Raw genomic sequence first — 26329 nt, forward strand, 5'->3', positions numbered from 1 at the left:
TGGTAGTTGCCGTAACCATGCTCAAGCTCCTGCTGGGTGATCCCAATGCCCGCAAGCTGAAGCGCTACCAGCCGATCGTCTCTGACGTCAATCTCCTGGAAGAGGAGATTGCTCCCCTCTCCGACGATGACTTGCGTGGCAAGACGGCATTCTTCCAAGAGCGCCTCGCCAACGCTGGCAGCCTGGAGAACCAGCGCCCGATCCTGGACGAAATCCTTCCTGAAGCTTTTGCTGTGGTGCGGGAAGCGGGCAAACGGGTCCTGGGCATGCGTCACTTCGATGTGCAGCTGATCGGTGGGATGGTTCTGCACGAAGGCCAGATCGCTGAGATGAAAACCGGGGAGGGCAAAACCTTGGTGGCCACCCTGCCCAGCTACCTCAATGCCCTCACCGGCCGCGGCGTGCACGTGGTGACGGTGAACGATTACCTGGCCCGCCGCGATGCCGAGTGGATGGGGCAGGTGCACCGTTTCCTTGGCCTCTCCGTCGGTCTGATCCAGCAGGACATGCGTCCGGAGGAGCGGCGTCGAAACTACGGCTGTGACATCACCTATGCCACCAACTCCGAGCTGGGCTTCGACTATCTGCGGGACAACATGGCCGCAGACATCAGTGAAGTCGTCCAGCGCCAGTTTCAGTATTGCGTGATCGATGAGGTCGATTCGATCTTGATCGATGAAGCCCGTACTCCTTTGATCATTTCCGGCCAGGTGGAGCGGCCCCAGGAGAAGTATCAGCAGGCGGCTCAGGTGGCCGAGGCCCTGGAGCGGGCGGCCGAAGTAGGCAAAGACGGCATTGATCCTGAAGGGGACTACGAGGTGGATGAAAAGCAGAGAAGCTGCACCCTCACCGATGAAGGTTTCAGCAAGGCCGAGCAAATGCTTGGTGTGCAGGATCTGTTTGATCCTCAGGATCCCTGGGCCCACTACATCACCAATGCCCTGAAGGCGAAGGATCTCTTCGTCAAGGATGTGAACTACATCGTTCGTGATGGCGAGGCGGTGATTGTGGATGAGTTCACCGGCCGGGTGATGCCTGGGCGCCGCTGGAGTGATGGACAGCACCAGGCGATTGAAGCCAAGGAGAGCTTGCCGATTCAGCCCGAAACCCAGACCCTGGCGTCGATCACCTACCAGAACTTCTTCCTGCTTTACCCGCGCTTGGCTGGCATGACCGGTACTGCGAAGACCGAAGAAGTGGAATTCGAGAAGACGTACAAGCTTGAAACCACGATTGTCCCCACCAACCGCGTGAGGGCCCGTCAGGACTGGGCCGACCAGGTGTACAAAACCGAAGTCGCCAAGTGGCGTGCCGTGGCCAACGAAACCGCCGACATTCACAAGAAGGGACGGCCGGTGCTCGTGGGCACCACGTCGGTTGAGAAGAGCGAATTGCTCAGCTCGCTTTTGGCGGAACAGGACATCCCCCACAACCTGCTCAACGCCAAGCCGGAGAACGTGGAGCGGGAGTCGGAGATCGTGGCCCAGGCCGGCCGCGCCGGCGCCGTCACCATCGCCACCAACATGGCGGGCCGCGGCACCGACATCATTCTCGGCGGCAACAGCGATTACATGGCGCGCCTCAAGCTGCGGGAAGTGCTGTTGTCGCGGCTGGTGAAGCCGGAGGAGGGTCACAAGCCTCCTGTTCCGCTGCAACGCACTGCAGCCGCAGGCTTCTCTGAGAACCCTGTAGCGGCACCAGCTAAGAACCCAGACAGTCTCTATCCCTGTCTGCTCACCGATGACACCGATCAGGCTTTGGGGCAATTGGCCCGGGATCTGGTGAAGCAATGGGGCGATCGTGCCCTCACCGTGATTGAGCTGGAGGAACGCATCGCCACTGCTGCCGAAAAAGCCCCCACCGATGACACCCAGATTCAGGCGCTTCGGGATGCCATCGCTCGCGTGAGGGGTGAGTACGACGCGGTGGTGAAGCAGGAAGAGGCCCGGGTGCGTGAGGCCGGGGGGCTGCATGTGATCGGCACGGAACGCCATGAATCCCGCAGGGTGGACAACCAGCTGCGCGGTCGTGCCGGTCGTCAGGGCGATCCGGGTTCCACCCGCTTCTTCCTCTCCCTCGGCGACAACCTGTTGCGCATTTTCGGTGGCGATCGCGTTGCCGGCCTGATGAATGCCTTCCGGGTGGAGGAAGACATGCCAATCGAATCAGGAATGCTCACTCGCTCCCTGGAGGGAGCCCAGAAGAAGGTGGAGACGTATTACTACGACATTCGCAAGCAGGTGTTCGAGTACGACGAGGTGATGAACAATCAGCGCCGCGCTGTCTATTCCGAGCGCCGTCGTGTGCTGGATGGCCGGGCCCTGAAGAAGCAGGTGATCGGTTACGGCGAGCGCACCATGAGTGAGATCGTTGAGGCCTATGTGAATCCGGATCTTCCGCCGGAGGAATGGGATCTCGCTCAGCTGGTAGGCAAGGTGAAGGAGTTCATCTATCTGCTCGAGGACCTCACCCCTGAACAGGTGCAGGGTTTGGGCATGGACGAACTGAAGGCGTTCCTGCAGGAGCAATTGCGCAATGCCTACGACCTCAAAGAGGGCCAGATTGAGCAGCAGCGACCTGGGCTGATGCGGGAAGCGGAGCGCTTCTTCATCCTTCAGCAGATCGACACGCTCTGGCGGGAACATCTGCAGTCGATGGATGCCCTGCGGGAGTCCGTTGGCCTGCGCGGTTATGGGCAGAAAGATCCGCTGATCGAATACAAAAACGAGGGCTACGACATGTTCCTCGAGATGATGACCAACATGCGCCGCAATGTGATCTATTCGATGTTCATGTTCCAGCCGCAGGCTCCTCAGACCTGATCCGCAGTTGATTCCGTGGATCCAACAGAACAACGGGTCAACGACCTGATCGTTCAAGGGCACTGGGCTCAAGCCTGGTCCCTCACCGAAACTTGGCCTGAGCAGCCGCTCACTCTTTGGGTGCGTGCCAATTACCTGTTGCAGGACTGCGGCGATGACGCAGGCGCCGAGGTGTTGTTGCGTCGTTTGTTGGCTTCGCCGGGATGTCCGGACCAGGTGCACTTGCGGTTGGGCAAGGCGCTACATGGTCAGGATCGTGTGGCTGAAGCGCTACACCACTATCTGCAGGCGTTGGTGGCCTGCCGCCGGAAACCGGGAGCCGGTTTTGAACATGCTGTGAATGCCTATGGCTTGGCTTGCCTGGAGTTGGGGCTGCACCAGCACTGGCTCGACGTTCTCGAACGGCTGGATGACGATGATCAGCCCCTGCCGATGTGCCCCTACATCGCAGCCCTGGCTCATCTGAGCCTGGGTCAGTGGAGGCCTGGATGGCAGCTCCTGGAACAGCGGGAGCCCTGGTTTCACCGTCAGGACGGCTTCAGCTGTCCTCTCTGGCAGGGCCAGCTGCTGGAGCCAGGCCAGACGGTGCTGATCAGCTCCGATATGGGCATCGGCGATTTCCTCTTCTTTCTGCGCTTTGTGCCGGAACTGCGGCGCTGGTACCAAGCGCTCACCTTGGTGCTGCTGGTGCCACCTGGGCTGATGCAACTTGCTTTGGAATGTGAGTTGTTCGATCAGATCGTCACGGATTCATCTCACTTGCCTGGGCATTTCCCCTGGCAGCTTCGCATTGCATCTCTGCCGGCACTCTTGGGGGTTGATCGGCCTGATCAGTTCCCCCAAGCAGGGTATGTCAAGGTTTCTTCGAAGGCTATCTCGGTTTGGAGCGGCCTGGCATCAGCCACAGCCAGGGCCCGTCCTCTCGTGGCCATTAACTGGGCGGGCAACCGTACGGCGGAGTCGCCTGGGCTCACAGTGCGCGGGCGATCTCTCAGCCTCGATCAGATCGAATCCATAACGGCTCTGCAGCAGGTGGATCTGATCAGCGTGCAGGTCGGTGCCGAGCCCAGTGTGCTGCAGTCATCCCTCGCCCACTGTTGTCATCCAGCCCAACGTCGCTTCGAGGCGTCAGCCCCGGATCTGATCGATACGGCCGCCGTGCTGTCGCACTGCGATCTCGTGATCACCAACGACACCTCGGTGGCTCATCTGGGCGGTGCCCTTGGTCGTCCCACCTGGGTGATGCTCAAGCGGCATCCGTCCTGGCAGTGGGGTGAGGCAGGGCTGACGCCCTGGTACAGCTCGGTGCGCTGCTTCCGGCAACAACGGGCGTTCGACTGGGCTGGGGTGATCAGTGATCTGGATCAGGCGCTGCTGGCCTGGATCGCGGCATGGCCGGCAACGCAGCGCCGTTAATGAATCCGCGGGAGCGATTGCGTTTTGGTTTGGCTCGCTTGCATGCGCAGGACTGGCAGGAGGCGGAGTGTTGCTTCGACCGTCTGCATCTGAAGAGGCCGTCAGGGATCGATTTAAGCCGTGTTCGCCTCTTGCTGGCTGCGGCCCGCCATGGTCAGAACAAACTCATGCCTGCCATGCAGCTGTTGCTGCCTTTGCTGAAGGATCAGCGGGATTCCCGTTGGTTTGAGGAAGCCTTGTTGCACTACGGCAGCCTGTGTTTCGAGTTGGGTTTGGCGCAACATTGGCTGGATTCTTGTGATCGCCTTGGTGTCTCATTTGATCTGGAGCGGCGTAGTGGTAACTCGCAGCTGATCGCCATGCGTGGCGCTGCCAAATTGCTGGTGGGGGATTACCGCGGCGGCTGGGCTGATTCCGAGGCGCGTTCGGCTGTCGGCATGTCCCGGTCGTTAGCTCCCTCGATTCCGAGATGGCTGGATGGTCAGAACAACAGCAAGGCCAGGCTTCTGTTGCTGGCAGATCAAGGCTTTGGTGAACTGCTCTTTTCGCTGCGATTCGTGCCCTTGCTGCGTCAGCAGGTGGGCTTTCTTCAGCTGGCATGTCCGCCAGGATTAGGACGATTCATGGAGCAGACCCAGCTTTTTGATGTCGTTCAGACATCAGACGTGCTTCGACCTGCGGCATTTGATTGCTGTGAATATCTCACCAGCCTTCCGGTGTTGCTGGGGATCGATTCTCCGGATCAGGTGCCGCCACCGGTTTTGAAGTTGGCTCCCGAATCGTGCGCTGACTGGACCTTGGCATTGCGTTCCAGCAGGAATGACGCACCTTTGGTTGCGCTCAACTGGCAGGGTGGAAAGGCTGCTGAGAGTATTTATTCCGGCGGCATTCGTGAACGCTCCTTCCCTGCCGAGGCCCTGGAACAGGTGCGCTCCCTGCAGCGTTGTGATCTTCTGTCGGTGCAGGTGGGTGAAGCGGCCCAAGAGATCCAGGGCACCAGCTTGGCCCCACGGCTTGTGCCACAGCAGGCTCGTTTTGATGCCACACCAGCCGACTTCTTCACCACAGCCTCGGCGTTGATGCGTTGTGATCTGTTGATAACGAACGACACCTCCGTGGCGCATCTGGGTGGTTGCCTGGGCCTGCCCACCTGGGTGGTGTTGCGCAAGCATCCGTCCTGGCACTGGGGCGATGGGGGTGAACGGTCACCCTGGTATCCCTTGCTCCGTTGTTTCCGCCAGAGCATTGCTTTCGATTGGAGCAGTGCCCTGGGTCCTCTGGACCAGGCCTTGGCCGTCTGGCTCAGCGATTGGCGTCGTCGCCGAGGAATTCCAGAATCTCCCGATCCTTGAGGCTCTGCGATTCGCCGCGACAGACATCCCGCAGCTGACGCCCCTCGGACACTTCCCGCAGGCAGCGCTGCAGGTTGGTCACGGTGCTCTCTAGCTCGTCGATGCGTTCCATCAGGTTGCGGATCACGTTGGCTTCCGCATCGGGCAGAGCCGAATGCGCCAGGGGATTGATCCGCACGCCGCTCTGATGGATCACGCGTCCGGGGATCCCCACCACGGTGCAGTCGTGATCCACATCGCGCACCACCACGGATCCGGCGCCGATGCGGGTGTTGGCGCCGATCGTGATCGCCCCGAGCACTTTCGCGCCGGCCCCCACCACCACGTTCTCCGCCAGGGTCGGGTGACGCTTGCCGTGATCTTTGCCCGTCCCGCCCAGGGTGACGCCTTGATAGAGCAGGCAGCGGTTGCCCACTTCGGCGGTTTCACCGATCACCACGCCCATGCCGTGGTCGATGAACACGCTGTGCCCGATCCGGGCTCCGGGGTGGATCTCGATGCCGGTGAGCCCACGGGCCAGTTGGCTCAGGCCGCGCGCCACCAGCTTGAGAGGCAGCCGGCAGGTCCAAAGGCGATGGCTGAACCGGTGCAGGCTGATGGCGTGGAAGCCCGGATAGCAGAAAAGGATTTCCAGCCAGCCACGGGCAGCTGGATCGCGCTCGCGGATGATCGCGAGGTCGGCGCGGATCTGATCAAGCATCGAACGGTGGTCAGCTGGCGGCCGACGGGGTCTGCAGGCCGATCTCCTTGCGGAGAAGATCGATCGTATCGGTGCTGAGGTAGCTCTCAGCGCAGTGCACCTGCGGCATCCGCATCAATTGAGAGCGGTTCTGGCGCAGGCTCTGCTCCACCAGCGGCAGGCTTGGTCGATCGCAGAGCACGTGGCTAGATGCTCTCAGCAGGGCCAGCAGGCGGCTGCCCACATCGGGCGTGGCGGTCATCAGCAGCAGTTCATTGCCCCGCATCGAGTGCAGGATCACCTCAGCGGCCCGCAAGATGCCTGGGCTGATGCTAACCAGGCCCACGCAGCTGCCGGGGCGCAGCTCCTTGAGCATGGCCAGCTCCTGGCGGAAATCATTGAGGTCAACGGCCACGGCGCGGACGCTGTGCTTTTTGGCCAGGTCTTCCACCGGCTGGAGGAAGTAGCGGCTGGTCACCACCGTGCCATTGCTCGAGCTTTCCAAAACGCTCTCCAGTTCTTCCATCGGCACCACCTCCACGGGCACGTCAAGGCAGGGTTCCAGTTCTTCAGCGATCAGCATCGAGGCGCCAATGTCTTCCCGGGGGGTGCTCACCAGCACCCGGGCGCCGCAGCGCAGCCGCCAGTCGATCTCGCGGGTCAGCAGCTCTCGGGTTTGCTGCAGCGTGCAGCCGGCGTTGAGCAGGCCATCCACGCACTTGCGTACTTCCCGATCCAGATCCGTCACACCACGGTTGCGGATGTGCGGTGGGGTTTTGATTTCACGCGGCTTCTGCTGATCGCGCACATAGATGCCGGAGCCGGCCATGGCTTCCACTACGCCATCGGTCTCCAGCTGGCGGTACACCTTGCTGATCGTGTTGCGGTGCAGACCGGTCTGCATGGCCAGTTGGCGCGTGCTTGGAAGCCTGTGGCCAGGGGGATAGTGCCTGGCAGCGATGGCGAAGCAGATCTGGTTGTACAGCTGGGTCGACGCCGGGATATCGCTTTCCTGCTGAATGTGGAATCGCACTCCGATGGGCCGGCTCAAGATGCGGCCACCATAAGGAGCGAATTGCCTGGTGACAATTAGGGGTGTGTCCTGTGGACCTGTGACAATTTCTGAATCCGTAGCCGGACGTTGGGTCGTCATCGATGAAGGCCCTGTGCCGCTGCGCGCATGGTGGGCCGCTCCAGTGCCGTTTGAGCGCGAAATTGATTCTTTTTCGTTTCAAAAACGTGTAGTTATCGTGCTGCCCGAGGTGTTTGGCGTGAATGCCTGGCTCCGCAGCATCACCGATCGCCTGGCCGCCCATGGCATTCCAGCCCTGGCCATTCCCCTTTTTGCTCGGACGGCTCCGGATCTTGACCTCGGCTACTCCGATCAGGATCTGAAGGAGGGTCGTCGGCACAAGGACGCCACCACCGCCGCGCAAATCCTCGCTGATGTTTCAGCGACCATTCTTTGGCTGCAAAAGCGTTGCCCGGCTGTTGAGGTGATGGTGGTCGGGTTCTGCTTCGGGGGGCATGCGGCTTTGCTGGCCGCGACCCTTCCCGACGTGGCGGTCACGTTGAATTTCTACGGTGCTGGAGTCAGTCGTTTCCGTCCTGGTGGCGGGGAACCCACGCTCTCTCTGATCCCTCAGGTCAAAGGGCGGCTCATCTGTCTGTTCGGACTGGCTGACTCCCTGATTCCTGAAGACGATCGCCAGGCGGTTGAGCAGGCTCTACGGCAGGTGGATCCGGTTGGTGATCGCCTGCGCATGGAGCTGTTCCCGGAAGCTGATCACGGCTTCATGTGTGACGCCCGGGGCAGTTTTCAGGCCGCGGCGGCTGAGCGGGGCTGGGCTTTGATCCGGGAGGCGGTCGTTTTCTAGGGTCGAATCAGCCCCTGCTTCAGCCACCAGCCCTTGCGGCGGGCATCGGTTTGCTTCAGCAGGGTGTCGTCCCATGCTTGGAAGGGATTGCCGTGGCGCTCGGCTTCGAGCTGGGTTGCAGGGACCGGGGGATTCCAACTGGCAGGAAGGATCTCGCTGGCGAAGTTGCCGAACGCCATGCTGGTGTCCGGCATCCAAGGCGGTAGTTGAGGTGGTGTTGTTTGTCCTTTGGCGATGGCGTGATGTCGACGTTCGTTCAGCTCCGCCACCAGCTGTCGCCATTGCTCCATTACCACCTTCCAGTCGTAGATCCGTTGGACCCGTTCCCGGCCGGCGGCTCCCATCGCCTGCCGCAGCTCCGGTTGGCTCAGCAGGGTGGAGAGGTGGCGTTGAAACTGATCCAGATCCACAGCGATGCCCTGTGACATCCGGCCGACGGCTAGGCCGAAATCGATGCTCTCGTGAAGCATCCCATGGGCCTCCGCGGCACCGAGACCCTCCACCATGCGGGTGGTCACCCGCAGGCCAGTTGCTGCGCCAGTTTCACCGGGTTGAATCACGCTTTCCTTGTATCCATCCCAGTCGCTCACAAGGCAGGGCAGTTCCGCAGCCATCGCCTCCAGCGGAGTGATCCCGAAGGTTTCCTGGGGGTTGTCAGAGAGGCTGACGAACACATCCGCAGCCCAGCGCACCGGTCCGGCCAGGGAGGCGTCCTTGCCGGGGACCCAGTGCACCTTTAGCCGAGGAGCCAGCTGCTGCACCGCTTGGCGCCAGAGGTTCTGCATCGCTGGTGTGGGAGCTTCCCCGTACACCAGCACTTGCAGCTTCGGATGGCTGCTGTCCTGGAGAGCGGCCAAGGCCTGGAAGAGTGGAGCTGGTTGAAATTTGGTCAGCAGATCGAGGCGACCAGCGATCAGCACGATGTCGGCATCCTGGGCAAGGCCCAGTTGGGTTCGTGCATGACGGCAGGCGTCTTGCTTGCCTTCAGGTGGTGCCCATACCTCCGGACTAATGCCCAGGGGGATCACCGGCAGCTGCGGCCGTTCGAAACGCATCGCTTCGTTGTGCCGACGTAACCAGGCTTCCTGCCGTTCCAGAAAGCCTTCGATCGCCACTCTTGAGGCCTGTGACGTGCAGATCAGGGCATCCCAGTGGCGCACTGGTGCGGTGCAGAACTGTCCCAGCGCGTGTTGGACGTTGTAACTGCACAGCGTATGAACGATGCCCAGCAAGGAGAAGCAACCATCCCCCCAGGGCATCCGTTTCCAGCTCCAGTGGTTTAGGCCGGGGTCTGGGAAGTGGAAGGTTCCACTCTGTTCCGCCGCATCGCCCCAGCGGTCGAGAGGCACAGCCAGGGTTCGAGCCTGAGAGTGAAGGGCTTCAGCCTGGGCGTGGAACCATTCCGCCTCGCCGGTCTGGGGAACGGCCAAATGATGATCACTATTCCCGGAGTACTGCAGATATGCCTCGAGAAATGAGGCGCCAGCCGACTGTCGTCCCAGCGGTTGCTGGGGGTTGACCTCAAAACCGTTGCGCGCCATCACCAGCGTGATGGGCAGCGGTTGTCTGTGTTTGGTCGAATCAGCTGGCATCGCGGTGGGCGAGGTTGCGCCTTGGAGTTGATCCTCTCCCACTCAGGCTTACGGGCTGGAGACCTTGGCGGCGGTGGGCCGCGGCGGTGCCGGGATCGTGCGCACGGCCTTGTTGGCGGCTTGCTCCTTTTCCTCCTTCTTCACCAGCGGTGTTTTGCGTGGGGTGAGGAACATGATCATGTTGCGCCCCTCCCGTTTGGGGGCCTGCTGGATTTCGGCCTTTTCCTCCAGGTCCTTGGCCATCCGCCGCAGCAGGGTCTCTGCCAAAGCGGTGTGTTGAATTTCCCGGCCGCGGAAGATCACGGTGCACTTCACTTTGTCGCCGGCCTTGAGGAAGCGCTGGGCCTGACCGATCCGCACGTCGTAATCGTGCTGGTCGATCTTGTACCGCATCTTGACTTCCTTGACTTCAGTCTGGTGTGACTTCTTCTTGGCTTCCTTGGCTTTCTTTTCCTGCTCGAATTTGAACTTGCCGTAGTCCATGATCCGGCAGACCGGTGGATCGGCCTTTTCGCTCACCAGCACCAGATCCAGTTCCCGGTCGCGGGCCACATCCAGGGCTTCTTCCCGACTGATCACGCCCAGTTGAGCGCCGTCTGAATCGACCACCCGCAACTGGGGATAGTTGATCCGGTCGTTGATGTTGGGCAGCTCCCGAACCGGGGCACGACGGTCAAAACGGGGACGTGGGGGCATTCAGGCGATGACGGGGACAAAAGCAGACAACTTCGGTGCATACAACGTCTGCATCCTTCACCTTAGATGCTGCTCGATCAACGTCATCGCATCCGTCACCGATGCCTGCTCTGGCAGCCAGTGGGGGTTGTGCTGACGCCGGAACCAGGTGCGTTGGCGTTTGGCGAACTGGCGGGTGCGTTGACTGGTGATTCGCACCGCGTCTGCCTTCGTCAGGCTGCTAGCGATCACTTGCAGTGCTTCGCCATAGCCGATGGTTTGCAGCAGCGGCAGATCGGCGCTGTAGCGCGCGCTCAGTCTCCGGGTCTCCTCCACTAGCCCTTCCCGGTACAGCTGTTCGGTGCGTTGTTGGATCCGCTGGCGCAGGTTGGCGGGATTGAGGCCCAGTTCCAGAACATTCCAGGGCGGAGGGGTGGCCGTTGCTTGACGGCTCATCGGTTGTCCTGAGGCGTAAAGCACTTCCAGGGCCCGCTGGGTGCGTACGGCATCGGCCGGAGCGATTTTGGCGGCGGCCTTGGGGTCGGCGCTCTGCAGCAGTGGATGGCAGATGCCCTGGCCCAGGGCCGTCAGCTGCTGGCGCAGCTGCGGCTGCGGAGCCACGGCCGGAGGCTGCAGCCCGCTGGTGAGCGCTTTGAGATAAAGGCCACTTCCGCCCACCAGCAGAGCGACGCCCCGCTGCTTCAGCTCACGGGTGATGCAGGGATTGGCTTCCGCCTGGAACTCCTGCAGGGTGATCGGCTGGTCCGGTGAACGCAGGTCCAGCAGATGGTGCTGCACCCGTGCCTGTTGCTCCGCCGTCGGTTTGGCGGTGCCGATATCCATCTCCCGGTAGAGCTGGCGGGAATCCACGTTGATCACCGGCAGATCCAGCCGTTCGGCGATGTCCAAAGCCAGGGCGGTCTTGCCGCTGGCGGTGGGCCCGAGCAGGGCGATCACCAGGGGATTGGAGCTATTCAAAAGCGTGAGGGGGGTGCAGCCCGGCTTGGAACGACCTCTGAGAGGCCTCTGCAAGCCTCTATAGACAGCCGGTGGTAGATTGGCATTGTCAGGTCGAGGTTTAGAGCCGTTGCGCCCGCCCATGACCCGGTTTCCTGGCTTGAGACTTACTGAATGAGCGACGCTTCTAAGGTCCAGAACGCCTACGGCGCTGAGCAAATTCAGGTGCTGGAGGGGCTTGAGCCCGTTCGCAAGCGCCCGGGCATGTACATCGGCACCACGGGGCCGCGGGGCTTGCACCACCTGGTGTACGAGGTGGTGGATAACTCGGTCGATGAGGCTCTGGCGGGCCATTGCGACCGGATCGTTGTTGTTCTCGGTGATGATGGTTCCGCCTCGGTGAGTGACAACGGCCGTGGCATTCCCACCGATGTGCATCCCCGCACCGGCAAGAGTGCCCTGGAGACGGTGCTCACGGTGTTGCATGCCGGCGGCAAATTCGGAGCCGGCGGTTACAAGGTGTCTGGCGGTTTGCACGGCGTCGGCATCTCGGTGGTGAATGCCCTGAGTGAATGGGTGCAGGTGACGGTGCGCCGCCAGGGCCAGATTCATCGCCAGCGCTTTGAGCGGGGCACTGCCATTGGGGCGCTTGCCTCGGAGTCGCAGCCATCGGCGGAGTCTGGCGAGACCGGCACCACCGTCTGCTTCAAGCCCGACCGTGAAATCTTCACCGGCGGCATCGTCTTCGATTACGCCACCCTCTCGGCCCGATTGCGGGAACTCGCCTATCTCAACGGCGGTGTTCGGATTGTCTTCCGTGATGAGCGGGAGTCGGCCCGGGATGAGGAGGGTCAGCCGCATGAGGAGATCTATTTCTATGAAGGCGGCATCAAGGAATACGTCGCCTACATGAACAAGGAGAAGGATGCCCTTCACCCCGAAATCATCTACGTGAATTCGGAGAAGGATGGGGTTCAGGTGGAGGCCGCCCTGCAGTGGTGCTCCGATGCCTACTCCGACAGCATCCTTGGCTTTGCCAACAACATCCGCACTGTGGATGGGGGCACCCACATCGAAGGCCTCAAGACGGTGCTCACCCGTACCCTCAACGCCTTCGCCAAGAAGCTGGGCAAACGCAAGGAAGCTGATTCCAACCTGGCGGGGGAGAACATTCGTGAAGGACTTACCGCTGTTCTTTCGGTGAAGGTGCCGGAACCGGAATTTGAAGGTCAAACCAAAACCAAGCTCGGCAATACCGAAGTGCGGGGCATCGTCGACAACCTGGTGGGCGAGTCGCTGGGGCAGTTCCTCGAGTTCAATCCTTCCGTGATCGGTCTGATCCTGGAGAAGGCGATCCAGGCGTTCAATGCGGCGGAAGCCGCCCGCCGGGCTCGGGAATTGGTGCGCCGCAAGAGCGTTCTGGAGAGCTCAACCCTGCCCGGAAAACTGGCCGACTGCAGCTCCCGCGACCCTGGCGAATCCGAGATCTACATCGTGGAGGGTGACTCCGCTGGAGGTTCCGCCAAGCAGGGCCGGGACCGTCGCTTCCAGGCGATCCTGCCGCTGCGGGGCAAGATTCTCAACATCGAGAAAACCGACGACGCCAAGATTTATAAGAACACCGAGATCCAGGCGCTGATCACCGCTTTGGGCTTGGGGATCAAGGGCGAGGACTTTGATGTCAAGAACCTGCGCTATCACCGCATTGTGATCATGACCGATGCTGATGTGGATGGCGCCCATATCCGCACCTTGATCCTCACATTTTTCTATCGCTACCAAAAAGAATTGGTTGAAGGTGGTTATATCTACATTGCCTGTCCACCGCTCTACAAAGTGGAGCGCGGTAAAAATCATACCTATTGTTATAACGAATCAGATCTGCAAAAAACATTGAAAGGGTTTGGTGAAAAAGCCAACTACACCATTCAGCGTTTCAAGGGTCTTGGAGAAATGATGCCCAAGCAGTTATGGGAAACCACCATGGATCCCAGCACCCGGATGATGAAGCGCATCGAAATCGAAGACGCCCTCGAGGCCGATCGCATCTTCACGATCCTGATGGGTGACAAGGTGGCTCCTCGCCGGGAATTCATCGAAACCCACAGCGCCGAGCTGGACATGGCAGCCCTCGACATTTGATGGGGCCTCTTCTCCGTTGGAGTTGGTTGCTGGGGGTGGCGCTGATGGCCCCGGCGGCCTTGCCGGCCGGTGGTGCTGATCGGCGTCAACCGCAGCCCCGTCGTCGCGTGGTGTCAGGCCCTCTGCACACTGCATCAGATCAGCCATTGCGGCTTAGTCCGCTAGCGGTGGCCCCACGGTTGCGGACCCTCAAGGCGGGATCGTCCCTGCGGCTGCTGCGGCGTTGGTCCGCCGCTGATGGCCAAGACTGGCTGCACGTGCAAACCCTGTCTGGAGAGCAACGCCGTGGCTGGCTCCGCGCCTGAGGTGGTTCTGGTGGGCCTGGGGGCAATCCCTGGGGCCTGGCTGCGCTTGAAGGTGGTGAACCACTTTCAGCCGATGGTGCCGAAGAAGCACTGGGGCACCTTCATGGTGAATGTGGTGGCCTGTTTTGCCCTTGGCCTGGTGCTGGCGCTCAATGAAAGCTGCGCCGCCAGCACCGGTATTGCCTTGCTGATGGGTGTGGGCTTTTTCGGCAGCCTCAGCACCTTTTCCACCTTTGCGGTGGAGCTGCTCAACGAGCTGCGGGCCGGGCAGGTGTTGACGGCGCTGGTGCTGGCGGTGGCCTCGATCGGTGCGGGCCTGTTGGCCTCTGCCGTTGGTTATGGATTGGGGACCCATGCCTGAGACCAAACCGAGCCTTCAATTCGAACTGCAGGAGCTGCTGCTCGTGGGGGTGGGCGCTGTTCCTGGAGCCTTGCTTCGCTGGCAGGTGGTGCTGCATCTGGGGGATCAGAACCTGCTGGTGAACGTTCTGGGGGCTGCCCTCCTGGGCTTCTTGGCCGGATTGCCCACTGCACCGCGGCGTCAGTTGCTGCTCGGCATTGGCTTCTGCGGCTCGCTCACCACCTTCAGCAGCTGGATGCTGGCGGCCATGAAGCATCTCAGCGCCGGTGATTGGGTCGCAGCCTTGGGCTTGATCGGGCTGACCCTAGGGCTGGGTTTGGGAGCGGCTGGGCTGGGATTCTCGTGCGGACGTCGCTTCGCAGACTGATCAGCCACGGATGTTTTTTTACGTCGATCACACGACGCGATTTGCGCACAACACTGGTATCCAGCGCTGTGTGCGATTAACAGCCCGAGCCTTGATCGACCTGGGTATTCCGCTGCGGCCTGTCTGTTGGCGGGCTGATCAGGGCTTTGTGTTGGCGACGATGGATCAGTTGCATCACCTGGAGTGCTGGAACGGTCCGCCAGCTGGTGCCTGGACCATGGATCTCGAAACGCCGATGACGCCGTCTTGGCTTCTTGTGGTGGAGTTGGTGCGGGAAGCGAACAAGCCCACGCCACAGCAGATGCAGGCGGCAGCTCGGGCGCGAGGGCTCAAGGTGGCCTGGGTGTTCCATGACGCGATTCCGATCCGCTTGGCCCATCTCTATGGGGGACTGCAGTCTGTGGCTGCCCGGTCCCATGCGGCTTACATGCGCGGTCTTGCGGTGGCGGACCGGGTGTTGGCCAACTCCCACACCACAGCTGAGCATCTCCGCAGCTTCCTTGCTCACGAACAGTTGCCTTTCACTCACGTTCATGGTCTTCCCCTGGCCCAGGCCTTTCCCAGCCCCCGGCGGAGCAGCCCGCCCGAACCGCATCAGGTCGGGTCACCCTTGCGCCTGCTTTGCGTGGGATCGCTAGAAGCCCGTAAAAACCACCGCAGCCTGCTTAAGGCTCTGGCCTGGTTGGAGGCCCATGCCAGTGGGGCCGTGCACTTGCGCATCGTTGGCTGGGCCAACGAACCGGCGGTTGCGGCGCTGGTTCAACGCGCGGCTCGCCGCGGCCTCCCCGTCAAATGGATCGAAGATGCTGACGATGAGCGCCTCGATCAGCTCTATGAATGGTCGCAGTTCACTGTCTATCCATCTATTGAAGAAGGGTTCGGTCTGCCAGTTGCCGAGAGCCTCTGGCATGGCCGTGGTTGTCTCTGCAGCAGTGATGGCGCCCTCGGCGAACTGGCTGCTGGTGGTGGATGCCTGATGGTGAACACCAACAGCTGGCGATCGATGGCGGATGCCCTGCATAACCTGCTGGCATCACCGGATCGAATCGCCGCATTGAATGCAGATGCGCAACGGCGCCATCTGCGCAGCTGGTCCGATTACGGCCAGCAGTTGCTGGCCGTGTTGACTGCTAATGCTGCCTAACTTCAGGCTGCGAGGGCCTCTTCAATCGCCGCTTTGAGGTCCTCTGGGGTGACGCCACTTTTGAAGCGTGCGATCACCGTGCCGTCCTTGCCCACCAGGAACTTCTCGAAGTTCCACTCCACATCGCCGATGGGGTCCATCTGATTGAGGGTGGTGTACGGCTCTGTGGTGCTTCCCATGGCGTGCACTTTCTCGAACAGCTCGAAGTCAGCGCCGTAGGTGCTGGAGCAGAAGCTCTTGATCTCGTCGAGGCTGCCGGGCTCCTGGGAACCGAAATCGTTGCAGGGGAAGCCCAGAACGGCCAGGCCCTTGGCGCCGTAGGTCTCGTTCAGGGCTTGCAGACCGGCGTATTGCTTGGTGAAGCCACAGCGGCTGGCGACGTTCACGATCAGCAGCACCTTGCCGGCGTAGTCGCCGAGGGATTTGCTGCTGCCGTCGGGGGTGGTGACGGAGACGGAGCTGACGCTGATCGCCATGAGAGAGCACTGATAGAGCGCTGACGTTAACCGGCTGTAACGGCCATACACTGGGCTCCCGGCCGGAGGGGCATGACGGAGGCATCGGGGCTGAGCAGCGTCAGCGTGACGGTGGAACACCACCTGCTGGCGGACGTGGTCGCACAACAGCTGGAAGGGATGCTCGTTGTGGGCAACTACGACGCAGTGAAGCTGCTGCTGGAGCCGGTTCAGCCCGTGGACATCGCTGAAGCGATCAGCAACCTGCCCACCAACCTGCAGGCCATCGCTTTTCGTCTGCTCAGCAAGGACGAAGCGATCAGTGTTTACGAGTACCTCGACACCGCCACCCAGCAAAGCCTGTTGAGCCTGTTGCGCTCCGGTGAGATGCGGGAGGTGATGGAGGAGATGTCGCCCGATGATCGCGCCCGATTGTTCGAGGAGCTGCCCGCCAAGGTGGTACGGCAGTTGCTCAGCGAGCTCAGCCCCGATGAGCGTCAGGTGACGGCGCGTTTGTTGGGCTACCGCTCCGAGACGGCCGGTCGCTTGATGACGACCGAGTACATCGCCCTCAAGGAAAACCAGACCGCGGCTGTGGCGTTGGACATCGTCCGGCGTCGCGCCCGAGATACCGAGACGATTTATTCCTTGTATGTGACCGATGCGGAGCGCCGTCTCACCGGCATCCTGTCGCTCAGAGATCTTGTGACGGCAGACCCCCAGGCCCGTATCGGCGATGTGATGACGGAGGAGGTGCTCAGCGTCAGCACCGACACGGATCAGGAGAAGGTGGCCCGAACGATTCAGCGCTACGACTTCCTCGCGGTTCCCGTGGTTGATCTGGAACAGCGTCTGGTGGGCATCGTCACGGTGGATGACGTGATTGACGTGATCGAGCAGGAAGCCACCCGGGATCTGTACGCCGCCGGCGCCGTTCAGGCCGGCGATGACGATGACTATTTCAGTAGCAACCTGTTCACCGTCGCCCGTCGCCGGGTGGTGTGGCTGGCGGTGCTGGTGCTGGCCAGCTTCTTCACTTCAGAAGTGATTGCCGCCAATGAAGACGTACTTCAGAAGGTGGTCTTGCTGGCGGCGTTCATTCCTTTGCTTGGTGGCACAGGCGGCAATGTGGGGGCCCAGAGCTCCACGGTGGTGATCCGTGGCTTGAGCACTCAGAGCATCTCCAGCCTCGGACCCTTGCGGGCGATTACCCGCGAAGCGATGGCGGGGGCGTTGCTGGGCATTTTGATGATGCTGTTGGTGGTGCCCTTTGCCTGGTGGAGAGGGGAAAGCGCGTTGGTAGGCCTCTCCGTGGGGATGAGTCTTTTGGCGATCACCACCCTGGCTGCCACCGCCGGTGCGGCGTTTCCGCTGCTGTTTGACCGCATGGGTTTGGATCCTGCGTTGATGTCCACGCCTTTCATCACCACCTGTACCGACGTGGCCGGCACACTGATTTACCTGAAGACGGCGGGGTGGCTGTTGGTCCACCTGCCGCAGCTGGTTCAGGCTGCAGGTATTTCTACCCATTTCTTTGCCACGGGCGTTTTCTGAGAGTCTGTTTACGTTTCTTAGGAGTACTCTTCACATAACTCAAAGAAGCGCCATGGCTCCGGCTGCAACCGCTGCTTCCAAGCCGAAAACTGCCGCAAGAGCCGTCACGGCTGATGTCGATCTTGTTCGCTCTTACCTGCGCGACATCGGCAGGGTTCCCCTCCTGACCCACGAGCAGGAGATCACCTTGGGGCGCCAGGTTCAGGAGCTGATGGATATCGAATCCATCGAGTCTGAATTGGAGAGCAAGGAGGGTGAAAGGCCCAGCCGCGACCAGCTGGCTAAGGCTTCTGGTCTGTCCTCGATACAGCTCAAACGCAAGCTGCAGCACGGCCGACGCGCCAAAGAGCGCATGGTGGCTGCCAATCTGCGATTGGTGGTCAGCGTTGCCAAGAAGTACACCAAGCGGAACATGGAACTTCTGGATTTGATTCAGGAGGGCACCATCGGTTTGGTGCGTGGGGTTGAGAAATTTGATCCCACCCGTGGCTACAAATTTTCCACCTATGCCTACTGGTGGATTCGGCAGGGCATCACGCGTGCCATCGCAGAGAAAAGCCGCACGATCCGGCTGCCGATTCACATCACCGAGATGCTGAACAAGCTCAAGAAGGGTCAACGCGAGTTGAGCCAGGAACTGGGTCGGACGCCCACCGTCACCGAGCTTGCTGAGTATGTCGAGCTGCCGGAAGACGACGTCAAGGACCTGATGTGCCGGGCCCGCCAGCCAGTCAGTCTTGAGATGAAAGTTGGCGATGGTGATGACACCGAACTGCTTGAACTTCTCTCCGGTGATGGTGATCTACCCAGCGATCAGGTCGAGGAAGATTGTTTGAAAGGTGATCTGCGTAGCTTGCTGGGGCAGTTGCCCCATCTCCAGGAGCAAGTGCTGCGCATGCGTTACGGCATGGACGGTGAAGACCCGATGAGCCTCACTGGCATCGGTCGGATTCTCGGCATGAGCCGTGACCGTGTTCGCAATTTGGAGCGGGATGGTCTCGCTGGGTTGCGCCGAGTAAGTGATCAGGTGGAGGCCTATGTCGCCTGCTGATTCGACCCTGAATTGACGAGTCGTTGCAGCACCGGATTCACCTGATCCGGTGCTTCATCGTGGGGGCAGTGCCCTGCGTTGGCAATCACGGTGAGTGAGCGCACGCAGCTGATGCTCTGGGCCCATCGTTTGGCTTCTGCGATTGGTTCCCAGGGGTCCTGTTCACCCCAGATCAAATCCACCGGAATTGAGAGCTCTTTCATCAATTGTGGAGCCAAGTAATCGTCGAACAAGTTGATGAAACCCCGGAACGCTTCAGCAGCACCCTCTCGGCGGGTGGGTTGAAACAGCAGGTCGACAAGAGCGTCGTCAATGTTGCTGCCGCTTGGATAGGCCTGTTTCAGCACGCTGCGGATCACGCCGGGCCGTGCCGCATTGCGGAACAGCGCGGTGCTCAACCAGCGCTGCCGCACCATGGCTTTCAGCAGCGGCCGGATCCAGGTCATCCATGTCGGCTGGGTGGCCAGTTGCTTGTCGTCCATCAAGCGCTGGGCGCAATCAATCAGCACCACGCCACGGCAACGCTTTCCCAGAACTTGTGCGGCTCGCAGGGCCACAACCCCGCCGATGGAGTTGCCCACCAACAGCACAGGCCGTTGCACCACCGCATCGCAGAAGTCCGCCACTTGCTGGCCCCAGAGATCAAAGCCGTAATGAACCGCGTCGTCTGCGGCAGGCTCATCCTTTAACCGGGCCCGGGGTTGATCGCTGGCACCGAATCCCAGTAGATCGATGGCGTAGGTCGGTGCCTGCTCGGCCAGCACTGGCTGGTTGAAGCGCCAGTGGTTGGTGTTGGCCCCGAAGCCGTGGATTAGCAGCACCGCTTCTTCGGCATGGGGGTCGCCCATCAGGCTCCAGCCAATGGATCGTTGGTTCCAGCTCCAGAGGTTGTTGCTAGGGCTCACGCCTTGGCTTGCTGCGCCGGTGCATCTTGGCGACTGAACAACCGCTGTTCGAGGTTTTTCACCAGCACATACACCGGCGGTACAACTCCAAGCGACAACACCGTGGCCACCACAAGGCCACCAAAGATCACGGTGCCCAGCGATTGCTGGCTGTGGGCTCCGGCGCCGTTGGCCACCACCAGGGGGAGAAAGCCCGCCAGGGCAGCAATGGCCGTCATCAGGATCGGCCGCAGCCGTGATTGCGCGGATTGCACCGCCGCTTCGGTGATGCTCAGGCCCTGCTCAAGCTTCTGCTCCGCCACCTCCACGATCAGGATTCCGTTCTTGGCGGCCAGGCCGATCAGGGTCACCAGGCCCACCTGGGCATAGATGTTCAGATCAATCGAGCGCATGGCCAGGAAGGCCAGGGCACCGAGCATGGCCAGGGGCACCGTGGCCAGGATGATCACGGGTGTGACGTAGCTCTCGTACTGGGCGGAGAGCACCAGGTACACGATCAGCACGCCCAGGCCGAACACGAGCACGCTGGCGTTTCCAGCGGAGAGCTGCAGCTCAGCCAGCCCGGTGAAAGCCGAGCCGATATTGGTGAAGTCGGCAGCATTGAACAGCGCTTGAATCTTGGCCAGGGCCTGACCACTGCTCTTGCCAATCGCTTCAGCGCCCTGGATCAGGACGGTGCGGTTGAGGTTGTAGTGGCTGATCACCGGCGGCGCACTGCTGAGCTCGGCCGCGGCGAACTGCGACACCTGCACCAGCCCGCCATCGCGATCCCGCACGTAATAACTCAGCACGTCGTCGATGGTCTGGCGTTGATCCGGCGTGCCCTGCACGTAGATGCTGCGCACCTGACCACTCTCATAGGTGAGCCCGGAGTAGTTGCCGCCAGTGAGAGCGGCGATGCTGTCCATCGCCTCCTGATAGTCGACGTTCAAAGCCCCCATCACATCGCGGTTCACCGACAGGCCGACGGCCGGAGAGCTGGGGTTGAACTGGGTGTAGAGCGTGGAGAAATCACCGCTGGCATTTCCCTCCTTGATCAGTTGATCCGCCAGATCCGACAGCTCATTGAGGCTGTACTGGCCGTTGCTGAGGTCGTTGAACTGGAAGTAAAAACCGCCCTGAGATGAGAAACCCGGCACCGCTGGCGGCCCTGATGCCGCCGCCAGCCCTTCGCTCAGCTGGATCAACTTGGTGTTCAGGCGCTTGATGATCGCGTCGGAGCTGTGGCTGGCTCCTTTGCGGTCCTCCAGGGGCTTCAATCCGAAAAAGAAGAAGCCTTGATCAGGGCTGGAGCCATTGAAGCCGGAGCCGCTGATGATTCCGGCATTGGCCACGTCGTCTTCTTCGCTGAGCACCTTGGCGATCTGCATGCCGAGCTTTTTGGTTTCCACCAGGGAGGCGCCGTTCTGGAGTTGGAAGATGCCCAGGCCATAGCCCTGGTCTTCATCGGGGATGAAGGCGGTGGGCAGGGCGGTGAAGGCGAAGCCGGTCAACACGATGCCCACGGCCAAGCCGCCGAGGATCAGCTGGCGCAGGGCGATCACTCGGTTGAGCAGGGCGGCGTAGGCCCGCTGCAGCCGGTCAAAGCCGGCATTGAACGCCGTGAAGATGCGCGGCAAGTTGGCTCCGGTTAGGGCGCCGATGCCCACGCCGGCCAGGTAGGTCCAGCTGCCGAAGGCTGCGGCACTGAACCGCCCGAAGGCCAGACCCACGATCACACCCACAACAATCCAGGCGCGACCGTGCGGTTCGGGGGGTTTCTCCTGGGGCAGGATTAAACCCGAGAGCATCGGCGAGAAGCTGAGGGCGTTGAAGGCCGAAATGGCGATCGAGAAGGCGATCGTTAGGGCGAACTGCTTGTAGATGATGCCGATGCCGCCGGGGTAGAAGGCCACGGGAACAAACACCGCCATCAGCACCAGTGCGGTCGCTAACAGGGCACCGAACAACTCGCCCATGCAGGCCAGGGCTGCCTCGCGGGGCTTCATCCCCTGCTCGATGTTGGTGGACACGGCCTCGATTACCACGATCGCGTCGTCCACCACCAGACCCGTCGCCAGCACCAACCCCAGCAGTGTGAGTTGGTTGATCGAGAAGCCGAACACCTTCAGGAAGGCAAAGGTGCCGATCAGCGAGATCGGGATGGCCAGGCTGGGCACCACCGTGGCGCGCCAGTTCTGCAGGAACAGAAACAGGATCACCAGCACCAGCACGATGGCAAGACCCAGGGCATCAATCACCCCATCCACCGACGCCTCGATGAACTGGCCGATGTCATAGATCTGATTCACCGTCACCCCGGGGGGAACGAGGCTGCGGAACTGATCGAGTTGTGCCATCACCGCATTGGACACATCCAGGGCGTTGCTGGCCGGGGTTTGATAGATCGCCAGGGTCAGCGCCTCATGGCCGTTCTTGTCGATGCCCTGTACGGCGAAACTGTTGGTGCCGTAGCGCACCTCGCCCACGTCCTCGAGTTTGAGCAGGTTGCCTGAGGGGGAGCGGTTGACAATCAGGTTGTTGAAGTCTTCCAGGGAGGTGAGGTTGCCGTTGTTCTCCACCACGATCGGGTAGGTGTACGCCTGATCCCCGGATGCCGGAGGCCCTCCGACCAGCCCCCCCACCGCCAAGCTGTTCTGGGATCCCACAGCATTGAGAACCTCCTCGGCGGTCAGCTGGTTGGCGGCTAGTTTGTCGGGATCGACGAACAGCCAGAAGGCGGGGTTGGCTCCACCAATCACGCTCACCGTGGCTACCCCTTCAACGCGCGATAGGGGGTAATAGAGCTGTTCGTAGACCAGGCCGTTGAGGTAGGCCGCGTCGTACTGGCCCTCCGATGAACTGATCTCGTAGGCCAGCAGAATCGAGGGGTTGCTCTGCTTCACCGAGACCCCGGTGGCCGAGACCTGCTCCGGCAGTTGCGGCGACGCCAGGGAGACCCGGTTCTGCACGTTCACCTGGTCGATATCGATATCGGTCGTCTGATCGAAGTAGACGTTGATCGAGCTGGAGCCCGTCATGTCGCTGGTGGAGGCGATGTAAGCCACCCCGGGCACCCCATTGATCTGTTGCTCGATCGGGTTGGTCACCGCTTGCTCGGTGACCTCGGCGTTAGCACCGGCATACGTCGCGCTCACCTGGATCAGCGGATCGGCGATGTTGGGCAGGTTGGCGATCGGCAGCGTGGGGATCGCAATCAGCCCCACCAGCACGATGAGGATGCTGCAGACCGTGGTGAGAACCGGCTTCTTGATGAAGTTGTCAGAGAAAGACATCGCTTCAGTTGGCTCCGCTCTTCACCTGCACCGGCATGCCACTGCGCAGGCGGCTGGTGTTGCTGATGGCCACCTGATCACCAGCGTTCAGGCCGGCCTTCACGGGGTAGGCGTTGTTCTGTAGATCGCCGAGCTGCACCTTGGTCTGCACCACGATCGGAGTGTCGGCCGGCAGCCGTTCCAGCTTTTTCACCACTTGCTCCGAGGCATTGGCTGAGGCTTTGATCTTGGGCAGTGCCTTGTTCAGGGGAACAACCTTGTAGACGAAGGGTTGCTGGGCCTGCATCATCACGGCCTGCACCGGCACCGCCAGGCTGGATTGGCTGCCGGTGATGATTTCGGAGGCCACGAACTGGCCGGTTTTGAGCTGGCCGGTGAGGTTGGGGAACTCCGCTTTCACCATCAGAGTGTTCGGGGCGTTGCTGCTGCCGCTTACTGCGTAATAGGGGGACACGAAGCTGACCTTGCCTTCACCGGTCACCGGTGGTGTGGTCTGGGAGATCAGCTTCACCGTTTGGCCCACCTTCACCGCAGAGGCCTCGGAGGCCGGAATCTCCATCAGGGTCCAAAGGGTGGAGTTGTCGACGATGCCGGTGATTGTCTGCCCGGTTTTGACGTAGTCGCCGAGCTTCACCGAATCCAGGTCGCCGATGACGCCGTCAATCGGCGCGCGAACAAATTTGTAGCCCAGTTCCGCAGCATCGGAGCGGGCTTCGTCTTGGGCCTGCACCGCCTCGTTGGCGTAGCGATCCCGCTCCTTCGCTGAGACGGCACCCTGCTCGTAGAGGTACGCGTAGCGTTCAGCATTGAGGATGTCTTTGCGTGCTTCGCTGCGGGCCGCGTCGAGGGCAGCACTCTGCTGAACGTTGTCCAGCACCAGGATCACCTGGCCCGCTTTGACCTGCTGGCCGGCGCTGGCCATGATCTGCACCACGGTGCCATCAATTTGAGGCTTGACCGCCACATTGCTGGTGGATTCCAGCGGGCTGATCGCTTCGATCACAGGGGCGAATCTTTCCATTTCGATCCGGCTGGTCTGGATCGAAAGGAAGGTCTTGGTTGGCTTGGTCCCGCATCCGCTCAGGCTCAGCAACGCACCGCTGGCGACCAGCAGCGCTGCTTTCGTTGCTGATCGCATGGCCATGGTGGTCAGTGGACAGCTGGGATCTGATGAACGTAGGAATGTCGGCGTGGACTGTCGGCGTTTTGATGCGAATCGCGAACCCATGGGCGCGCTGATTGAGGCCGATCCTGTGGACCTGTCGACAGCCTTGTTGGCTTGGTGGGAGCGCCATGGTCGCGGCGGTATCCCTTGGAAGCTGTTGCCAGGTGGTGGCCTCCCTGCTCCAGAGCAGCACCTCGACCCCTATGGCATCTGGATCGCCGAGGTGATGCGGTGCTCTGCGGCATAGGTGACTAGCTTGTCTGTGTCGGGCAAGCCTCTCCATGGCGCTGGCTTATTCCTATCGCCGCGTTTCCAGTGGTGGCCAGGCACAAGGCGATAAGTCAGGTCTGCAGCGCCAGGAGGAGGCTCTAAAGGATTGGATGCGCAGGCATCCCGACTTTCGTCTTGCTGAGGAACTTCTCGATCCAGGCGTCAGCGCTTACACCGGCCGGAACCGCACCCAAGGGGCGCTGGGGCGGTTTCTAGAGGCAGCTCGCTCCGGTTCTATCCCGAAGGGGTCCGTGCTGGTCGTTGAGGATCACAGGCGCTTCTCCAGGCAAGAGCCTCTGGATGCACTGGAGTCTCTGATCCGGGATGTCTGGGGGCAGGGGCTTGGGTTTGCGGTCTGCAGCTATCAGGGTGGCTCTCCTTTGTTCAGAGAGACGACTGGGGCCCAAGACCTCGCCATGCTGTCGTTCCTCTTCGCACAGGCTCATGCCGAGAGCGACGAGAAGTCGAAATGGTCTCGTGGTGGGTGGCGCAAGATTTACGAGGCGCAGGATCGTGGTGAGAGGCCGCGGCATCGCAATCCCTACTGGATTGACCGGGATGAGTCGTTGCCTGACAACCCATTTCGCTTAAACGGCTACGCCAAGTCGATCGAGGCCATGTTCAAGATGTGCCTGGCGGGGATGGGCCAGACGCAGATTGCCGATGAGCTGAATACGGAGGGCTATGCAGCCCCTCCTGCATCTAAGGACGGTCGTTGGAACCGTGGTCAAGTGAGTCAACGGTTAAGGGACCCCGCTGTCACCGGCTTGTTGCAGCGCAAAAACAGCCATGAGATACCGGGTTATTACCCCTCTGTTGTTGATCAGGAGACCTTCACAAGAGCCCAACGGGCGAAGGCAACGCGTGATCGGAAGCGTTCAACCACCAAGGCGCGGAAAGTTCACTTCCTGTTCAGTGGTTTGGTCCGTTGCGCGGGTTGTGGGTCTCTGTTGACTTACAGGGCGGCCGGTCGATACGCCAGACCCGGGCATCCCGGTTATGTCACCTGTTCTGACAGTGCTGGTGCGGTCGCAAAGCAGGGTGCGACGCGATGTCGTGAGCAGCTTGGTGCTTGGCGGAAGTCGCCGACCATCAATCTTCCTTTGGATGAGGCCGAGGCGATGCTGATGGCGACCTTGTCGTTGGCCGACTGGCAGAACCTCTTCCCCATCCAGATGGGGCCGGAAGTGGAGGATTTGAGCAGGCAGATCCGTACTGCAAACGATCAGCTTCAGGAGCTCAGTGGAAGGATTCAGCGCGGTGAACATCGTCTTGCTGAAGAGCTGACGAAGGAGCTGCCCAACGAGATTCAGGTCTCTGTTCTGACCGGTGCCATCTCTCAGGCGCGTGAGCAAGTTCTAGAGCTCGAGCGAGAGATTTCTGAGTTGAACTACAGGCTCAGCGAGTTACGCCCTCAGGACCCTGTGCTGAAGGCGCAGGACACAGTCGAGATCGTGTCCCAGTTTCTTCAGCATGGGCTTCAAGAGATTCCCAAACGGATGCAGTTCAACTCTTGGCTTCAGCAGCTCGGTATTTCTTGGGTCATGAGTGGAGACTCGATTCAGCTTCACTACAACCGGCTTGGTCCCAATGGGTTTCCGACGGATTCCTGGGGGACTGCGCTTGGAGAGCTGCATGCCCTGCGAGCGATGGGTTACGAGCGCGGCTTTGCCTTCTTGTTCGCTGGCAAGACTTGGTTCAATCAACTGGTGACAGGACGAGGAGGGGTGATCAAGGAGCCTGGCAAGTTTCCGCGGCCTGTCTTCCCCCCAGAGGTTGTGGCTGGTCTCCAAGAGATTGCTCGCTTCCGTGCATCAGAGCTTGGTTACGAAGTTGATCTTGGAGGCGATAGAAGCGAGGGACGACAATGAAAACAAGCGTGAGCTTCAGCAGTTCCCTGAAGGCGCTCTGTTCGAGTTATCAACAGTCTTCTTTGCTTCGAGCTGAGTGTGGCGACTCTATGGA

Annotated in this window: 22 protein-coding genes; 13 read left to right on the top strand and 9 right to left on the bottom strand. The window is 61.0% G+C overall.

What is annotated here, in order from left to right:
- The first annotated feature begins 17 nt into the window (after window positions 1–17).
- Genes secA through SynPROSU1_RS00690 form a run of 3 tightly spaced genes read left to right on the top strand, consistent with a single transcriptional unit; the run spans window position 18 to window position 5590 of the window.
- Complete coding sequence (gene secA / locus SynPROSU1_RS00680) at window positions 18–2822, top strand: preprotein translocase subunit SecA (protein ID WP_186571108.1); 2805 nt, start codon at window positions 18–20, stop codon at window positions 2820–2822.
- 15 nt (window positions 2823–2837) lie between these two features.
- Entirely contained in the window at window positions 2838–4238 is a 1401-nt protein-coding gene (locus SynPROSU1_RS00685) for a glycosyltransferase family 9 protein (protein WP_186571109.1), read from the top strand.
- Window positions 4214–5590 carry a glycosyltransferase family 9 protein gene (locus tag SynPROSU1_RS00690; protein WP_186571110.1) on the top strand — a complete coding sequence of 459 codons (1377 nt, stop codon included), beginning with the start codon at window positions 4214–4216 and terminating at the stop codon, window positions 5588–5590. Before SynPROSU1_RS00685 ends, SynPROSU1_RS00690 begins: the two co-directional genes overlap by 25 nt.
- On the opposite strand, the gene cysE is transcribed toward SynPROSU1_RS00690, so the two are convergent.
- Entirely contained in the window at window positions 5541–6290 is a 750-nt protein-coding gene (gene cysE, locus SynPROSU1_RS00695; protein ID WP_186571111.1) for a serine O-acetyltransferase, read from the bottom strand. The two genes, SynPROSU1_RS00690 and cysE, sit on opposite strands and share 50 nt — an antisense overlap.
- Before the next feature lie 10 nt (window positions 6291–6300).
- The gene (locus SynPROSU1_RS00700) at window positions 6301–7302 is read right to left on the bottom strand and encodes a GntR family transcriptional regulator (protein WP_186572159.1); all 1002 of its coding nucleotides are present in this window, start codon (window positions 7300–7302) and stop codon (window positions 6301–6303) included.
- A gap of 133 nt (window positions 7303–7435) precedes the next feature.
- On the opposite strand from SynPROSU1_RS00700, the gene SynPROSU1_RS00705 reads away from it, so the two are divergent.
- On the top strand, window positions 7436–8146 hold the full coding sequence (locus SynPROSU1_RS00705; protein WP_255444722.1) for a dienelactone hydrolase family protein: 711 nt from the start codon (window positions 7436–7438) through the stop codon (window positions 8144–8146).
- Here SynPROSU1_RS00705 and SynPROSU1_RS00710 read toward each other — a convergent pair.
- The 3 genes from SynPROSU1_RS00710 to miaA are packed head-to-tail and all read right to left on the bottom strand — an operon-like array spanning window position 8143 to window position 11391.
- Complete coding sequence (locus SynPROSU1_RS00710) at window positions 8143–9738, bottom strand: glycosyltransferase family 4 protein (protein ID WP_186571112.1); 1596 nt, start codon at window positions 9736–9738, stop codon at window positions 8143–8145. The two genes, SynPROSU1_RS00705 and SynPROSU1_RS00710, sit on opposite strands and share 4 nt — an antisense overlap.
- A gap of 48 nt (window positions 9739–9786) precedes the next feature.
- A complete protein-coding gene (gene infC / locus SynPROSU1_RS00715; protein WP_186571113.1) occupies window positions 9787–10434 on the bottom strand; it encodes a translation initiation factor IF-3 in 648 nt (215 codons plus the stop codon).
- A gap of 57 nt (window positions 10435–10491) precedes the next feature.
- Complete coding sequence (gene miaA / locus SynPROSU1_RS00720) at window positions 10492–11391, bottom strand: tRNA (adenosine(37)-N6)-dimethylallyltransferase MiaA (protein ID WP_186572161.1); 900 nt, start codon at window positions 11389–11391, stop codon at window positions 10492–10494.
- A 153-nt stretch (window positions 11392–11544) separates the two neighbouring features.
- Here miaA and gyrB point away from each other — a divergent pair, with 153 nt between their 5' ends.
- The 5 genes from gyrB to SynPROSU1_RS00745 are packed head-to-tail and all read left to right on the top strand — an operon-like array spanning window position 11545 to window position 15689.
- Complete coding sequence (gene gyrB / locus SynPROSU1_RS00725) at window positions 11545–13512, top strand: DNA topoisomerase (ATP-hydrolyzing) subunit B (protein ID WP_186571114.1); 1968 nt, start codon at window positions 11545–11547, stop codon at window positions 13510–13512.
- Window positions 13512–13817 carry an SH3 domain-containing protein gene (locus SynPROSU1_RS00730; RefSeq protein ID WP_186571115.1) on the top strand — a complete coding sequence of 102 codons (306 nt, stop codon included), beginning with the start codon at window positions 13512–13514 and terminating at the stop codon, window positions 13815–13817. The genes gyrB and SynPROSU1_RS00730 overlap by 1 nt, the downstream gene beginning before the upstream one ends.
- Complete coding sequence (locus SynPROSU1_RS00735; RefSeq protein WP_186571116.1) at window positions 13798–14178, top strand: CrcB family protein; 381 nt, start codon at window positions 13798–13800, stop codon at window positions 14176–14178. The genes SynPROSU1_RS00730 and SynPROSU1_RS00735 overlap by 20 nt, the downstream gene beginning before the upstream one ends.
- Window positions 14171–14545, top strand: a complete 375-nt coding sequence (locus tag SynPROSU1_RS00740) for a CrcB family protein (RefSeq protein ID WP_186571117.1) — start codon at window positions 14171–14173, stop codon at window positions 14543–14545. The genes SynPROSU1_RS00735 and SynPROSU1_RS00740 overlap by 8 nt, the downstream gene beginning before the upstream one ends.
- Window positions 14546–14555: 10 nt before the next feature.
- Window positions 14556–15689, top strand: coding sequence for a glycosyltransferase (locus SynPROSU1_RS00745; protein WP_186571118.1), 1134 nt, complete (start codon window positions 14556–14558; stop codon window positions 15687–15689).
- 2 nt (window positions 15690–15691) lie between these two features.
- On the opposite strand, the gene SynPROSU1_RS00750 is transcribed toward SynPROSU1_RS00745, so the two are convergent.
- Window positions 15692–16165 (bottom strand): glutathione peroxidase, encoded by a 474-nt coding sequence (locus SynPROSU1_RS00750; RefSeq protein WP_186571119.1) that lies wholly within the window; start codon window positions 16163–16165, stop codon window positions 15692–15694.
- Between the two features lie 72 nt (window positions 16166–16237).
- On the opposite strand from SynPROSU1_RS00750, the gene mgtE reads away from it, so the two are divergent.
- Together mgtE and SynPROSU1_RS00760 are read left to right on the top strand one after the other, a co-directional pair.
- The gene (mgtE, locus tag SynPROSU1_RS00755) at window positions 16238–17698 is read left to right on the top strand and encodes a magnesium transporter (protein WP_186571120.1); all 1461 of its coding nucleotides are present in this window, start codon (window positions 16238–16240) and stop codon (window positions 17696–17698) included.
- 52 nt (window positions 17699–17750) lie between these two features.
- Window positions 17751–18749, top strand: coding sequence for an RpoD/SigA family RNA polymerase sigma factor (locus SynPROSU1_RS00760; protein WP_186571121.1), 999 nt, complete (start codon window positions 17751–17753; stop codon window positions 18747–18749).
- On the opposite strand, the gene SynPROSU1_RS00765 is transcribed toward SynPROSU1_RS00760, so the two are convergent.
- The 3 genes from SynPROSU1_RS00765 to SynPROSU1_RS00775 are packed head-to-tail and all read right to left on the bottom strand — an operon-like array spanning window position 18734 to window position 24073.
- Complete coding sequence (locus SynPROSU1_RS00765) at window positions 18734–19597, bottom strand: alpha/beta fold hydrolase (RefSeq protein WP_186572162.1); 864 nt, start codon at window positions 19595–19597, stop codon at window positions 18734–18736. The two genes, SynPROSU1_RS00760 and SynPROSU1_RS00765, sit on opposite strands and share 16 nt — an antisense overlap.
- A 53-nt stretch (window positions 19598–19650) precedes the next feature.
- Window positions 19651–22929 (bottom strand): efflux RND transporter permease subunit, encoded by a 3279-nt coding sequence (locus SynPROSU1_RS00770; RefSeq protein WP_186571122.1) that lies wholly within the window; start codon window positions 22927–22929, stop codon window positions 19651–19653.
- A 4-nt stretch (window positions 22930–22933) separates the two neighbouring features.
- Window positions 22934–24073, bottom strand: coding sequence for an efflux RND transporter periplasmic adaptor subunit (locus SynPROSU1_RS00775; protein ID WP_186571123.1), 1140 nt, complete (start codon window positions 24071–24073; stop codon window positions 22934–22936).
- Here SynPROSU1_RS00775 and SynPROSU1_RS00780 point away from each other — a divergent pair.
- Entirely contained in the window at window positions 24066–24341 is a 276-nt protein-coding gene (locus tag SynPROSU1_RS00780; protein ID WP_186571124.1) for a hypothetical protein, read from the top strand. The genes SynPROSU1_RS00775 and SynPROSU1_RS00780 overlap by 8 nt on opposite strands.
- A 34-nt stretch (window positions 24342–24375) precedes the next feature.
- The gene (locus SynPROSU1_RS00785) at window positions 24376–26235 is read left to right on the top strand and encodes a recombinase family protein (RefSeq protein WP_006853923.1); all 1860 of its coding nucleotides are present in this window, start codon (window positions 24376–24378) and stop codon (window positions 26233–26235) included.
- Window positions 26236–26329: the final 94 nt, after the last annotated feature.

Origin of the sequence: Synechococcus sp. PROS-U-1, assembly GCF_014279755.1 — a bacterium.
Taxonomy (GTDB): domain Bacteria; phylum Cyanobacteriota; class Cyanobacteriia; order PCC-6307; family Cyanobiaceae; genus Parasynechococcus.

What these genes read in the sequence shown, in the direction of transcription:
- secA (WP_186571108.1), top strand. Translation starts at nt 18, where the DNA reads ATGCTCAAGCTCCTGCTGGGTGATCCCAATGCCCGCAAGCTGAAGCGC.
- SynPROSU1_RS00690 (WP_186571110.1), top strand. Translation starts at nt 4,214, where the DNA reads ATGGCCGGCAACGCAGCGCCGTTAATGAATCCGCGGGAGCGATTGCGT.
- cysE (WP_186571111.1), bottom strand. Translation starts at nt 6,290, where the DNA reads ATGCTTGATCAGATCCGCGCCGACCTCGCGATCATCCGCGAGCGCGAT.
- SynPROSU1_RS00710 (WP_186571112.1), bottom strand. Translation starts at nt 9,738, where the DNA reads ATGCCAGCTGATTCGACCAAACACAGACAACCGCTGCCCATCACGCTG.
- infC (WP_186571113.1), bottom strand. Translation starts at nt 10,434, where the DNA reads ATGCCCCCACGTCCCCGTTTTGACCGTCGTGCCCCGGTTCGGGAGCTG.
- gyrB (WP_186571114.1), top strand. Translation starts at nt 11,545, where the DNA reads ATGAGCGACGCTTCTAAGGTCCAGAACGCCTACGGCGCTGAGCAAATT.
- SynPROSU1_RS00730 (WP_186571115.1), top strand. Translation starts at nt 13,512, where the DNA reads ATGGGGCCTCTTCTCCGTTGGAGTTGGTTGCTGGGGGTGGCGCTGATG.
- SynPROSU1_RS00740 (WP_186571117.1), top strand. Translation starts at nt 14,171, where the DNA reads ATGCCTGAGACCAAACCGAGCCTTCAATTCGAACTGCAGGAGCTGCTG.
- SynPROSU1_RS00745 (WP_186571118.1), top strand. Translation starts at nt 14,556, where the DNA reads ATGTTTTTTTACGTCGATCACACGACGCGATTTGCGCACAACACTGGT.
- SynPROSU1_RS00750 (WP_186571119.1), bottom strand. Translation starts at nt 16,165, where the DNA reads ATGGCGATCAGCGTCAGCTCCGTCTCCGTCACCACCCCCGACGGCAGC.
- mgtE (WP_186571120.1), top strand. Translation starts at nt 16,238, where the DNA reads ATGACGGAGGCATCGGGGCTGAGCAGCGTCAGCGTGACGGTGGAACAC.
- SynPROSU1_RS00760 (WP_186571121.1), top strand. Translation starts at nt 17,751, where the DNA reads ATGGCTCCGGCTGCAACCGCTGCTTCCAAGCCGAAAACTGCCGCAAGA.
- SynPROSU1_RS00765 (WP_186572162.1), bottom strand. Translation starts at nt 19,597, where the DNA reads ATGGGCGACCCCCATGCCGAAGAAGCGGTGCTGCTAATCCACGGCTTC.
- SynPROSU1_RS00770 (WP_186571122.1), bottom strand. Translation starts at nt 22,929, where the DNA reads ATGTCTTTCTCTGACAACTTCATCAAGAAGCCGGTTCTCACCACGGTC.
- SynPROSU1_RS00780 (WP_186571124.1), top strand. Translation starts at nt 24,066, where the DNA reads ATGGCCATGGTGGTCAGTGGACAGCTGGGATCTGATGAACGTAGGAAT.
- SynPROSU1_RS00775 (WP_186571123.1), bottom strand. Translation starts at nt 24,073, where the DNA reads ATGGCCATGCGATCAGCAACGAAAGCAGCGCTGCTGGTCGCCAGCGGT.
- SynPROSU1_RS00785 (WP_006853923.1), top strand. Translation starts at nt 24,376, where the DNA reads ATGGCGCTGGCTTATTCCTATCGCCGCGTTTCCAGTGGTGGCCAGGCA.